This window comes from Streptacidiphilus neutrinimicus (genome assembly GCF_000787815.1).
In the GTDB taxonomy this organism is placed as follows: domain Bacteria; phylum Actinomycetota; class Actinomycetes; order Streptomycetales; family Streptomycetaceae; genus Streptacidiphilus; species Streptacidiphilus neutrinimicus.
Window position 1 is genome coordinate 35,689 of the sequence record NZ_BBPO01000032.1, and the last position, 12,506, is coordinate 48,194.

Consider the following 12,506-nt stretch of genomic DNA (forward strand, 5'->3'; position numbering starts at 1 on the left):
TCAGTCGGTGGCTCCGAGTTGTGCCGGCGCCCCGAACTTCTGGAGGACCTCGGGGACGGCCACGATGCCGTTCTCGTCCTGGAAGTTCTCCATGACCGCGAGCAGGGCACGGGCGGTGATGCCGGTGCCGTTGACGGTGTGGAGGAACTCGCTTCCGTGTTCGCGCCGGACGCGGGTGTTGAGGCGCCGTGCCTGGTAGTCGGTGGTGTTCGAGCAGGAGGTGACTTCCCGGTAGCGTTGCTGGGCCGGGAACCAGGCCTCGATGTCGTACTTCTTCGCGGCCGGGTTGCCCAGGTCTCCGACGGCGATGTTGACCACCTGGTACGGCAGGCCGAGCGCCTGAACGATCTCCTCCTCGATGGCGAGGATCTCGTTGTGGATACGCTCGGAGTCCTCGGGGAGGCAGAAGACGAACATCTCCACCTTGTCGAACTGGTGCACCCGGAACATGCCTCGGGTGTCCTTGCCGGCCGAGCCCGCCTCCCGGCGGAAGTTCGTCGAGAAGGCGGTGTAACGGGCCGGCAGTTCTCCCTCTTCCAAGCGCTCGTCCATGTGGAAGCCACCGAGAGCGACCTCGGAGGTGCCGCTCAGGTACAGCTCGTCCTTGTCGAGCCGGTAGAGGTTGCTCTCCTCGTTCGGCAAGTACCCGGTTCCGTACATGGCCGCTTCGTTGACCAGGACCGGGGGCAGCAGGTAGGTGAAGCCCTTGCTGATCACGTGGTCCAGTACGAAGCGGTAGAGGGCGGTCTCGGCGAGGGCGACGTCGCCGACCCGGTACGCGAAGCGCGAACCGGACAACCGGGCGCCGCGCTTCATGTCGACCCAGCCGGCCCGCGAACCGAGCTCCAGGTGGTCCTTGGGTGCGAAGTCGAACGTGGGGATCGATCCCCAAGTCCGCACGATCTCGCCCTCGTCCTCGCCGCCGTCGGGCGCGGTGGGGTGCGGCAGGTTGGGAAGGCGGTCGAGCAGGTACTGGCGCTTCTCGGCGGCCTGGGCAAGTTCGTCCTCGGCGAGGCGCAGCTGCTCCTTGAGCTGCTTGAGCTGCTCGATCTGCTCGGGAGTCGGGGCTCCCTTCGGCTTGTTCTGAGATCGAAGCCGGTCCACGCGCTCGGTCAGTTCGCGCCAACTCGCGTCCACGGCAAGCAGGGCATCGAAGTCGTCAGCCGCACCTCGTCGGGCGAGGGCGGCACGGTAGGTCTCTGGCTCCAGGCGTGCGGCCTTCAGATCGATCACCTGCCTCATCATAGTGACGCGGCGGCCAGTCTTCGATTCGGTTTGGGATGTCAATGCTCCGCTCCTATTACCTGATTGACGTAGCGTCACTCGTGATCGAATCGACGGCGGCGAGCATCGGGGACAGCGGGGCCCTGTGGCAGCCGGTCTGCAGCTCGACCTGGCGAGCTGCCTGATGGACGAGCATGGAGAGCCCGCCAACGGTCGTCCGCCCGGCGCGATGCGCCGCGACGGCGAGTGGGGTGGGCCAGGGCCGGTAGACCACGTCGAGCAGCACGCCGGACCCGGACCGCCAGCCCGTCGTCAGGCCGTCGGCCGCGCCGGGCGGCACGGTGGAGACGATCAGTGGCGCGTCGAGATGTTCGGGCGCTGCCGTCCAGGGCAGGACACGGAGACGCATCCCGAACCGGCGCGCGGTCTCGTGCACGCCTGAAGCACGGCTGGGGTCCCGAAGCAGCACGGTGGCTGTTCCCGCGCCGAGGCGGTGGGCAGCGGCCAGGGCCGAGCAGGCTGTCGCGCCGCCGCCGAGGACCACGATTTCCTCGGCGGTGGGCAGGACCTCGTTCAGTGCGGCGGTCATCCCGTGGACGTCGGTGTTGTCGCCGATCAGGCGGCCGTCCCGTGCGGTGACGCAGTTGACCGTTCCCGTCTGCCGGGCGGTGTCGCCGATCTCGTCCAGCAAGGGGACGGCCGCTTGTTTGAGGGGCATGGTCAGGGAGAACCCGCTCCAGGCCCCCGCCCGGCACTCGTCCAGCCGACGGCCGAGTTCGCTGAGCGGGCAGTCGATGGCCTCATAGGTCCAGGGCAGTCCGAGCGCGCGGTACGCGGCCCGGTGGAGGGCGGGGGAGAGGGCTCCGGCGGTGGCGGAGCCCAGGAGGGCGAGTCGGGGCATCTTCGGGGTCCGCCTTCAGGTGAAGAGGTTCTCGTACTTCCAGTACTGGACCTCCCACTGGCTCGCCAGGGGATCGGCGACGTCCCGCGGGTCGAGCAGTTGCTGTCGGACCAGGTGCTCCTGCAGCTCGGCGAGGTCCTCCCAGCCCTGCGACAGGAATGCGCTGACGTCCGCGAGGCCGGCGTCCGGGTGAGCTTCGCCCGGCAGTCCGACGAGGCAGGGTCGAGGGAAGCCGTCAAGGGTGGTGGTCAGCCGGTGCAGGGGTCGCGCGTGCGTTCCGGTCAGGAGAGCCTGGGCTTCCAGGAAGTGGTCGACGACCTGCAGTTGGTACCAGCGGCAGGTGAAGATGAGGCCGCGCCGCTCGGCCTTGTCGACCACGCGGAGCTTGCGCCAGAGCACGAAGTTCAGATACCGCCAGCGAAGGTGTCGGACGGTTCGTGTGTCTTCGGCGGGCGCGCCGCCGAGGCCGTGCTCCTGCATCCAGCGCAGCGGCTCGGACACGCGCATCGCGTGGTCGTAGCTCGCGCGCGGCGACAGCAGACCGTCGTATCCGGTCTCGCCAGCGAGGTAGACGGTCTCGCCCGCCTGCGCCGCGGCGCGGGCCGCGCCCAGGACCGGGGCACCGGGGGCACGGCTGCGCAGCAAGCGGATGCGACCGTGGTCGTCGGTGAAGGTTTCTGCCGCACGAGTCAGTACCTGGTGCCAGTCGGAGCAGGGCGCCTGCCCGTCGGTTGCGGGCTGCTGCTGATCCTGGTGCCGTTCGAGCACGTCGGCGAGGACCTCTGTCCGGTAGGGCGGGTGAGCGAGGACCTCGGCGAGTCGCTGCTGGGCGGCGAGCACGCGGCCGGCATTCGGTGAGTGCGCGAGGTGGTGGCGGGCGTAGGACTCGCGCCACTTGGGGTGCGGGGCGAAGCGTCCGGCGCGCAGGTACGCGGCCTCCAGGCCCGCGGTCGCGGCGCGGAACGCGGCTCGGACGGCCGGATAGGTGGTGCCGTCGCGCTTCAGCAGCCGCAGGGCCGTGGCCGTCCACGTGGTGATCCTGGTCCAGGCTTCGTCCTGGCGTGCCGCGAGAACGTCGGGCGGCCACGCGCCCGCGAGTCGGCGCATCCGCGCGTGGACGCCAGCCGGGTCGTGGAGGGGTGAGGAGTCGAGAAACCAGGCGAGAAGCCATTCGCTCTGCTGGTGCCAGGTTTCGGGGTTCTCGGGGTGGTGGTAGAGGCGTGAGAGATCGGCCCGGGGCAGGCTCTCGATCTCGAAGCGCATGCCCTTGTCGCAGATATCTCCGTAAAGCTCGTCGAGGCGGAGGCCGTCGATGAGGGAACCAAGGGCAGCCGCGTGTTCGCGGTAGTCCCGTTCGCGCCGGAAGACCAGGAACACGTCGAGGTCGGAGTGCTGGTCGGCGGCGCCGTAGGCGACGGAGGAGGTGACCGTCGCGGTCAGCAGGTCCTCCACACCCGGCAGGCGTGTGCGGATCGCGGGAAGGACGTGGCGCTGGAAAGCGTCCGCGGCGGCATCGCGAAGGCGCACTGAGTCGGCGGTGGCGGTGGTCATGGACGGGCCTTTCAGTCGAGCGTCTGGTGGCCGATGGAGTACGACAGGGTGCGCGGGCGTGCGGCCACCGCGCCGAGCAGCCGCCTCCGCTCCTCGCCGCTGGGAACGTGCCACCAGGTAGCGGGAACGGGACCGGCCGGTCGCACCTGGTCGAACAGGTCCCGCACGAAGAGCTGGTTGAAGCGCTGGGTGTAGTGGCAGCTGCGCACGTCGATGGCCATCTCGTCCCCGCTGTGGACCAGGGCGTCGTAGGCGCATCCGTTGCCGCACATCCCGCGGGCCGCGCAGCCGTCGCAGTGCTGGTAGTAGATCGGCGAACGCTTGCGCCAGCGAGTGACCACGGTGTCCCGGTAGGCGTCGATGTCCAGGGTGCGCAACGCGAGCTTGTCCATGACCAGGAAGCTCTTGCAGGGGCCGACGTTGCCCTTGGCGTCCACGTTGAGGTTGGTGCCGCCCGCTGCGCCGCAGTCGTGGAAGCGGTAACGCCGCTCCACGAAGGGCTGCAGCTTGCGGTGGACGAGCTCCAGGAACAGGCCCCGGTCGCGGAAGGCCTGGTGGATCGCGTACATGCGGTCGGCGTAGCGGTCGGGGTCGATGAGTTGGGCGTAGTCCTGCTGGTCAGGAGTGGGCGGCTTCATGAAGTTCACCCCGAGACCGGTCGGCTGGTAGGTGTCGAGGAACCAGGCGATGATCTCCTCGGCCCGGTCGAGGTTGTGCTGTCCCAGGACCATGGACAGGGACACCTCCGCGCCGGCGCGCTGGAGCTGTCGGACACCGGCGTCGACCATCCGCCAGGAGCCGTGACCTCCGTGGTTGCGGCGCAGCTGGTCGTGGATCTCGGCGGGTCCGTCCATGGATACGATGCACTTGACGTCGTGCTCGGCCAGGAAGGCGGCGTGCCGTTCGCGGATGAGGACCGCGTTCGTGCCGATGACGAACCAGAAGTTCTCGCCCGGGCGGGCCAGCCGCTCGGCGGTGGTCACGACATGCTGGACCTGGTGGAAGAAGAGCGTCGGTTCGCCGCCCGTGATGTGGATGATCTTCGGACGGGCGGGGTCGGAGTGGGCGAAGAAGAACGCGATGGTCTCGGTGAGCCGGTCGGCGTCGGTCGGCTCGGCCTGCGGGGCGAGCACGTTGGGGATGACCTTGCAGTACTGGCAGGAGAGGTTGCAGACGTCGGTCAGCAGGATGCGCAGGAGCGTGAACGACGGCTCGGTCTCCTTCTTGGAGTCCTCCTGCGCCATCAGCCGACGGTGGAACGTCTCGGGGGCACCACTGGCGTCCACGACGAAGCCCTCCGCGACGAGCCTCGCCACCAGGTCCGGTGCCAGAGGCGTTCGTCCGGCCCGCAGATCCTCGACGGCGTCGCGAAGTAACGTCCCGCCGAAGACCTGCTGCTGGCGCAGCGCGTGGTTGAGACACCAGGCGCCGTCGCCGAGGTCGATCAGCTGGGTGTTGGACTCCAGTTGCGGGCCGTCGTCGCGCCGGGGCACCGCCGGGAGCGCGTCGGCGTCGGCGTGGACCGCGGTCAGGACCGCGTCCGCGCCGGCGGGGAGTGCGGGCAGGCCGTCGCGCGAGTCACCGGCATCGGTGCCCGCTCGCCGCGGTCTGGGTAGGGGCAGTAGCACCGGAGTACTGCTGCCCGCGGGACGGGGGCCGCAGGAACCGCAGCCCCCGTCGTGGACGGAGTGGGGGGAGAAGGGCTCAGTCATCGATTTGCGCTCCTTGTCTGGGGAGTGGCCGTTCGTTGCCGGACCGGCGTGGGCCCGGTCAGTTCGCGGCGCGGGTGACGACGCGGTCCTCGAAGACCAGCGCGTCGAGCCCGAGCTTGAGGAACTCCGCGACAGCGTCGGCGGGGGTTTCGACGATGGGGTTCCCGGCCGCGTTGAACGAGGTGTTGAGCAGGACCGGGACGCCGGTGAAGGCGGCGAACCGCTCGATCAGCGCGTGATAGCGCGGTTGGATCTCCGGCCGCACCACATGGACACGTGCTGTGCCGTCGGCGTGGACGACGGCCGGGATGCGCTCGCGCCGCTCCGGCAAGACCCGGACCGCCTGGAGCATGAACGTGGCCGGGCCGGCGGCAGCCGCCTCCGCCGGGCGGACGTCGAACCAGTCGCCCGCGGCGCCCGCCGTGACGCTCGGGGCGTAGGGACGGAACGCCTCGCGTCTCTTGACCTCCGCGTCCAGCCGCGGCTTGGTGTCGGCCCGGCGAGGGTCGGCGAGGAGGCTGCGCTGGCCCAGCGCTCTGATGCCGTACTCGCTGCCGCCGTCGAACCAGCCGACGACTTGTCCGTCGGCGATCCGGGCGGCCGCTTCGGCGACGGTGTCGTCGGGCCGGGTGACCCGCACCCGGTCGCTCCATGGCGCGAGCGCGGCGTCGATCTCCGCCGTGGTGTAGGCACGGCCAAGGGCGCTGCTGGTCATCGTCCACCGCTCGCCGCCACCGAGCCGCCGGTGGGCCCAGAGGGCGTTGCCCAGCGCCTGGCCCACGTCCGAGGCCGCAGGCTGGACGAAGAGACCGTCGAGGTCGAGCTCGCGGGCGATCCGGTGGTTGGCGACGCAGTTCAGTGCGACCCCGCCGGCCAGGCACACCGAGCGCAGGCCCGTCCGCTCGACGGCGTCGCCGATGAGACGGAGCAGAGCGTTCTCCAGCGCCGCCTGGGCGAGAGCGGCCACTTCGTGGTGCGTCACGTCCAGGGCAGCCCCGGGTGTGCGCGGGGGAACGCTGATGCCCACCTGCTCGTGGAGCCAGTCGGAGACGGCCTCGGTCTTGGCCCGGTGACGCTGCGGCATACGGCACACCAGGCGTCCGTCGCGCCAGGTGAACAGCTCGGCGTCGGTCCACTTGCCGGTCCCGTATGCGGCCAGCGCCATGGTCTGGCCGGCGTCGTGATAGCTGGGGAAGCCCAACCATCGCGTGAAGTAGCCGTACGCCGAGCCAAGGGACAGCTCGTCCGGACCGTCGCCGTGACGCCCTACCGGCTCCAGGCGCAGCCGCCCGTCGTCACGGCAGTCCCACACAGTGGTGCGCTCCAGTGCGTTGCGCCAGTAGTCGCTGTGGAGCCGTGGACCGAGGATGTTCCCCTCGTTGTCCGCCACGACGGTGACGGCCTCGCGGAACGGGCTGGGCAGGAAGGCGCTGGCCGCATGGGACAGGTGGTGGGAGGGCACGACGACGACCTGGTCGTCCCGCACCTGGACACCCTCACGCCGAAGAGCGGAGGCGGCCCATCGCGGCGACGGCGTCAGCTCGCAGCAGATGCTGACTGCGACGGCGTCGACCGCGTCGATCCCGATGCCCGTCTCCACCAGGCAGTAGCCGACGGCCTGCCTGACTCCGCCGCTGTGCTTGCGCCGGGTCAACCGCTCCTCGGCGATGGCAGCCACGGGCACGCCGTCGCGCAGCAGCGCCGCTGCGCCGTCGTCCAGCCCGATGCCGGTGGAGGTACGCGTCAGGTTCACGCCCAGGACGTGTGAAGACACGTCAGACCTCCTCAGTCGCGAACTCGTGGACCCCGGACAGGGGCGACCCGGGAGCCGTGAGCGCAGGCGCGACAGGCGCCAGACGATAGGGAAGGCCGCCCAGAGCCGCGGAGTACTCGGCCGCCTCCAGAACTGCGGTGACCGCCAGCAGGTGATTCGGGCCTGTGAGGGTGGTAACCCCCGTACGGCAGGCGGCCACGAACTCCTCCAACTGCACCCGCAGCGGCTCGCCGTACCCGCCGAGCGCACCGCGGCTGTCGCGTTCACAGCCCGCCGCGAGCGCGGCGTCCGCAGCGGGACCCTCACCGAGGCCGCCGAGCAGCATGACGTCCCCGCCGTCGAGGTGTCCGTGCCGGTATCGCAGCACCCAGTCCTCCCCGAGCAGCCGCAGCGAACGCTTGGCCCCGGCGTGCCGCCACCCGAGGTAGATCTCGCCCCGCACCCCGGAGGAGAAGGTCACGTCTACCGTCACGGTGTCCAGGTGACCGCCTCCGGGGAAGTGGTGTCCTCGCGCGGCCACCTCCACCACTGGGTCACCGACCAGGTGCAGCAGGAGCGACACGTCGTGCGGACCGAAGTTCCACAGCACGCTGCAGTCCCCGCGGCGCTGCCCGCCCAGCCGCTCGCTCCGGATCAGCCACGGCGCGCTGGGTGCTCCCTCGCGTAGCCAGGCCGCCATGTTCCGGACGGGCCGCGAGTAGAGGAACGTGTGCCCGGCGGAGAGTTGCACACCCTTCTCCTGCGCGGCACGGACCAGAGCGGTCGCATCCGCGACGCTCATCGCCGCCGGCTTCTCGACCAGCACGTGCCGTCCGGAGACCAGACCCCGCGCCACCAGATCGCTGTGCGTCGTCGCGGGCGTCGCGATTACCACGGCTTCCACGCGTGGGTCCTCCAGGGCCTGCTCCAGGTGTGACCAGCCCGTCACCGCGTGATCACGCGCCACCCGGTCGCGCTGCGCGCGGTCGGGGTCCACGACGCCGACCAGGGTCACGTTCGTCGCGCTGGCGGCCACTCGGACGTGGTTACGCCCCCAACGCCCGCAGCCCACCACGGCCAGCCCCAGCGGCCTCACGAGGCGACCAGCCGCGTGAGAGCCCGCAGCGACGCCTCGACGCCGTCGAGGTCGCCGCGCAGATGCGACTCCAGCGTCACGGTGCCGCCGTACCCGAGTTGACGCAGACGCTCGAAGATCTGCTGCCACCGGAGCTCGCCGTCGCCCACCGGGACGTAACGCGCACCGGACCGGTCCTTGACGTGCACGTCCGCCGTCGCGGCCAGCAGTTCAGCGGTCATGTGCTCCAGACCGTCGGAGTCGCCGGCGAGGAGGCCGTTGCACGGATCCGCGACGACGCGCCAACCGCTCAGTCGCCCGAACGCCGCGAGTTCGGGGAGGGTCTTCACCTTGCAGACGAACTCGTTCTCGATGACGGGCTCCACCCCGGACGGCCAGTCGGTCACGGCCTCCCGCATCGTGGCGAGCTCCGATGCCCCGACCTGACAGGGCCGCCCGGCCGGAGACGGATCGAGGAACGTGAAGATGCGGACCAGTGGAGTGGAGAGCGCGTCCGCGATCTGCCCGAGCCGGCCCGCGACCGCGACGTGCTGGTCGAAGACCGGCGGGAGCCCGACGAAGTGCGGGTCGACCAGACCCGAGTCGGCCGCGCCAGGGACATGGCACTTGAAGAGCGGGGACATGACGCTGGACACCCCGATGCCGCGGCGGGCGAAGAGCTTCGCCAGCCTGTCGACCGCTGGTCGGTCGAGCAGGGCGACGTTCGTGCCCCAGACCGATCGCACGGCGACCTTCCGAAGGCCGTGACCGAGGGCCAGGTCGATCGCTTCTTCTGGATCCTGACTGACCTCGTCCGTGATGAGGGAAAGTTCCATGGAAACCTCGCAGACTTGTGGCACGGGGCGGGGGTACGGGGCGCCGCCCGTAAAAGGGCATGGTTCTCCAGCGCCTCTGCGGCGCCTGACTGCAGTCCCGGCGGGGCCGTCAAGCGTGATGGCTAGGCCGGAGCGGGTGACCCGTGCTGAGCGTTGGAGATCCGGCAGAGAGCCCAGACGACCTTGCCGGGGTCCTGCGGGTGCCAGCCCCAGTCAGGACACAGCGCGGATACGAGCAGGAGGCCTCGACCTTCCTGGTCCCAGGTGGTCGGCTGCCGCACGCATGGCGGCTGAGGACTCGCGTCGATCACCTCTATGAGGAGGCCCGCCGGCATCTGACGCAGCGCCACACGAACGAGCTCGTGCGTCGGACTCGCAGTCACCGCGTTCGTGACCAGCTCCGTCAGAACCAGTTGCACATCCGACAGGACCTCGTGGTCGAGGAGCTGCCCGAAGCGCTCTCGCAGCCAATCTCTGGCCGTTGGAACAGCATCCGGTCTGGCCGGCATTTCGAAGACCAGGTCGGGGACCCAGCGCGGCGGCTGAGTGGCGGGCGTCGATTCGGCGTGGTGTCCGGGGCCCGCTCGCGACCTCAGTTGCAGCGTCGTGCCGCTCCCAGGCGCGGCAATGTGTCCCACTCGCATCCCTCCTTCGTCCGTGAACGGACCGGAACGTGCCAAGCCCGGGTTTCCGATCGGCCGCACCGGCGTTGACGATGCTCCGGCGGTCCGGGGGACGCCGGAACCGCACGAAGGGACGTTGTCGGGACGTCCTCGGGACGTCCCGACGAGTGAGCCGAGTACCTGCTGGGTACGGCAGTTGACGTGAAGCCGAATGAACGCCTGCGTTCCGCGCTGCAGGGACGCGGACTCACGGCCCAGGATCTGGCACCCGCTGTCGGAGTGGACGCGAAGACCATCGAGCGGTGGATCACCACTGGCCGGTTTCCCTACCCGCGGCACCGTCATGCCGCGGCATCACACCTGGGTCTGGACGTGGAGGAGCTCTGGCCGACCGGCTTCACCCGCAGATTCGACGGACGCCGTGGCCGGAGAGGTCGTGCGTGTCTACCCGCAGCGCTCCGCGGTGCCCGGAGAGCTCTGGCGAAATGTGCTGGACCGGGCTCAGCAGGAGATCGGTGTTCTTGTCTACAGCGGGCTGTTCCTGTCCGAGGACAGGGCGGCGCAGGAGATCATGCGGGTCAAGGCAGAGCAGGGGGTTCGGGTTCGGATCCTGCTCGGAGACCCTGCCGGTGCGCAGATCAGTCGCCGCGGTGAGGACGAAGGCGTCGGCGGGGCGATGGCCGCGAAGATCAATAACGCTCTCGTGATGTACGCCCCGTTACGAGAACTGCTCGGGATCGAGTTCCGCTTCCACGACACGATCCTCTATAACTCGATCTACCGCGCCGACGACGAACTGCTGGTCAACACCCACCTGTACGGGCTCACGGCCGCTCACGCGCCTGTCCTGCATCTGCGCCGGACCGTGGATGGCAGCATGGTCAACACCTACCTGGACAGCTTCGAGCGCGTCTGGGCCTCCGCTGTCCCCCTGTCCCCACCGGAGTGATGCCGACATGACGCGCGCGAGCCGGATCGACTACTTCGACGACCCCAAGGCGCCGACCGCCAACAGCATCGTGCCGGCCGTGAACGTCATCGTCGTCGACGACCAGGAACGGCTGCTGATGATCCGCCGGTCCGACAACGGGAACTGGGCCGTCCCGGGAGGTGCCGTCGACCTGGGGGAGTCCGTGCCAGAGGCCGCGGTGCGCGAGACCCTCGAAGAGACCGGCGTTCACTGTGAGATCACCGGCTTGTCCGGCATCTACACCGATCCCAGGCACGTCATCCACTACACCAGCAACGACGAGGTACGCCAGGAGTTCTCGCTCGTGCTCACCGCCCGACCGACCGGCGGCGAGCCAAGGCCGAGCAGCGAATCCCGCGAGGTCAGGTGGATCGTGCCGGGCGATTTGGCCGACCTGACCATGGACCGGTCCATGCGCCTCCGGATCGATCACCATCTCCACGGAACGGGGCACCCGCACATCGGCTGACGCCGGGATGGCGAGCGACCTCAACGACTTCCGAGCGAGTACTGGAGCTGCCGTACCTTGGCGACCGCGCGAAGGATCTGGGGCCGGGCTTCCGCGATCGACTCGGACACGAGATGTCCTTGGCCGTACCGGGTGAGGATCTCCCCCAGCCGCACTTCGGCCTCGACCGGCAGTCCGTCGGGGGAGGTCGTCATGTCGCAGAAGGTAAGCGCGTCGGACAGGATCCCGTTGACGGGACTGAACTCGGCCGTGAGTCGCTCAGCCAGGCCGCGGTGGGCTGCCTCGACGTGCGCGCTCGAGTGATAGGCGACAAGCGCGCACAGCCGCGGATCGGCGCACGCGACGTCGCGGAGGTAGATGGCGCCGTCGAGGGGGTGGAACCCGGTGTCGACCAGGTCAGGGGAGTAGCCCAGATCGTGAAGCCATCCGGCTGCAGCCAGCAGCGGGGCGTCGGTGCCGACCAGCGCGGCCAGCGACTCGGCCTTCCGGCCGACCCCTTGGGTGTGCGCCCACCTGCGGGGCAGTGGCTGCGCGAGGTGTCGTTCCGCCAGACTGACGGCCCACTCGACCAGGTCCATGCCTGCGACCCTATCCCGATGGCGGCAGGCGCGACCCGTCGCGCGGCGGGACGTTCAGGACGTCCCACCGCGTCCCCGTCCCGGCCGCGCCGGAGCGCCGCGCTGCGCGATCGCGGATAGGTGGGTCAGGAGACCGGCTGTGTCCCGCAGGTCGGGGAGGACGGTGTCGGCTCCTGCGGCCACGAGCTCGTCGGGGTCGTGGCTTCCCGATGCCACCGCGACGACGGCCGCGCCGCCCCGAAGGCCAGCCTCGACATCCCGAGGCGTGTCACCGATCAGCACTACCGGGGTGCCCAAGGGCAGCGCGTAAGCCATGGCGGTGCGACGGCGCGCGACATCGACGAGTTCGAACCGCTCCTTGCCGTCGGCGCCGTAGGCCCCCACACTCAGGTCCAGCATTTCGTCCAGCCCGAAGGCGCGGAGCTTCACGAGAGCGTTCGCCCTGATGTTCCCGGTCAGCACGGACGAGACCGTTGACTCACCCAGCTCCCGCAGCTGCTCCAACGCGTCGCGGACACCAGGAAGCACGTAGCCGCGACGGGCGAGCTCCTGCTCCCTGGCCTCCCCCGCATCCGACAGGGCCTGTTCCACCGCTGCCCACGGGGGCGGCACCAGGCCGTGGCGCTGGAACAGGTCGCCCATGATCGACCGGTCGGTCCGGCCCTCGGTCACCACAGGGTGGACGGGACCATGGCCGATCAGTTCCGCGAATGCTGCGGCGTAGATCTCCTTGCTGACACCGCAGTTCTCGATCAGAGTGTGGTCGACATCCCAGAGCACGATCAAAGGCACTGCCACAGCGTATGTGCGGGAT

At 69.8% G+C, this 12,506-nt stretch carries 12 protein-coding genes; 2 read left to right on the top strand and 10 right to left on the bottom strand.

Annotated elements, in window-relative coordinates; translation table 11 throughout:
* From serS to TR48_RS46615, 8 genes are all read right to left on the bottom strand, one after another.
* The gene (serS, locus tag TR48_RS20765) at positions 1 to 1,233 is read right to left on the bottom strand and encodes a serine--tRNA ligase (RefSeq protein WP_042369625.1); all 1,233 of its coding nucleotides are present in this window, start codon (positions 1,231 to 1,233) and stop codon (positions 1 to 3) included.
* Between the two features lie 67 nt (positions 1,234 to 1,300).
* Entirely contained in the window at positions 1,301 to 2,125 is an 825-nt protein-coding gene (locus TR48_RS20770; RefSeq protein WP_042369532.1) for a shikimate dehydrogenase, read from the bottom strand.
* A gap of 15 nt (positions 2,126 to 2,140) precedes the next feature.
* Positions 2,141 to 3,676 (bottom strand): DUF4037 domain-containing protein, encoded by a 1,536-nt coding sequence (locus TR48_RS20775; protein ID WP_042369534.1) that lies wholly within the window; start codon positions 3,674 to 3,676, stop codon positions 2,141 to 2,143.
* 11 nt (positions 3,677 to 3,687) lie between these two features.
* The gene (locus TR48_RS20780; RefSeq protein ID WP_042369536.1) at positions 3,688 to 5,388 is read right to left on the bottom strand and encodes a radical SAM/SPASM domain-containing protein; all 1,701 of its coding nucleotides are present in this window, start codon (positions 5,386 to 5,388) and stop codon (positions 3,688 to 3,690) included.
* A gap of 58 nt (positions 5,389 to 5,446) precedes the next feature.
* The gene (locus tag TR48_RS20785; protein ID WP_052442840.1) at positions 5,447 to 7,162 is read right to left on the bottom strand and encodes a carbamoyltransferase family protein; all 1,716 of its coding nucleotides are present in this window, start codon (positions 7,160 to 7,162) and stop codon (positions 5,447 to 5,449) included.
* Between the two features lies 1 nt (position 7,163).
* A complete protein-coding gene (locus tag TR48_RS20790; RefSeq protein WP_161789870.1) occupies positions 7,164 to 8,237 on the bottom strand; it encodes a Gfo/Idh/MocA family protein in 1,074 nt (357 codons plus the stop codon).
* Complete coding sequence (locus TR48_RS43395) at positions 8,234 to 9,052, bottom strand: sugar phosphate isomerase/epimerase family protein (protein WP_042369541.1); 819 nt, start codon at positions 9,050 to 9,052, stop codon at positions 8,234 to 8,236. Before TR48_RS43395 ends, TR48_RS20790 begins: the two co-directional genes overlap by 4 nt.
* A gap of 122 nt (positions 9,053 to 9,174) precedes the next feature.
* Complete coding sequence (locus TR48_RS46615) at positions 9,175 to 10,020, bottom strand: ATP-binding protein (RefSeq protein ID WP_369405595.1); 846 nt, start codon at positions 10,018 to 10,020, stop codon at positions 9,175 to 9,177.
* Between the two features lie 91 nt (positions 10,021 to 10,111).
* Here TR48_RS46615 and TR48_RS20805 point away from each other — a divergent pair, with 91 nt between their 5' ends.
* On the top strand, positions 10,112 to 10,624 hold the full coding sequence (locus TR48_RS20805) for a DUF5919 domain-containing protein (RefSeq protein ID WP_369405596.1): 513 nt from the start codon (positions 10,112 to 10,114) through the stop codon (positions 10,622 to 10,624).
* Between the two features lie 7 nt (positions 10,625 to 10,631).
* Entirely contained in the window at positions 10,632 to 11,114 is a 483-nt protein-coding gene (locus tag TR48_RS20810; protein WP_042369543.1) for an NUDIX domain-containing protein, read from the top strand.
* 20 nt (positions 11,115 to 11,134) lie between these two features.
* Here TR48_RS20810 and TR48_RS20815 read toward each other — a convergent pair whose 3' ends face one another.
* Positions 11,135 to 11,692, bottom strand: a complete 558-nt coding sequence (locus TR48_RS20815) for an HD domain-containing protein (RefSeq protein WP_042369544.1) — start codon at positions 11,690 to 11,692, stop codon at positions 11,135 to 11,137.
* A 54-nt stretch (positions 11,693 to 11,746) separates the two neighbouring features.
* A complete protein-coding gene (locus tag TR48_RS20820) occupies positions 11,747 to 12,484 on the bottom strand; it encodes an HAD family hydrolase (RefSeq protein ID WP_042369545.1) in 738 nt (245 codons plus the stop codon).
* Positions 12,485 to 12,506 lie beyond the last annotated feature (22 nt).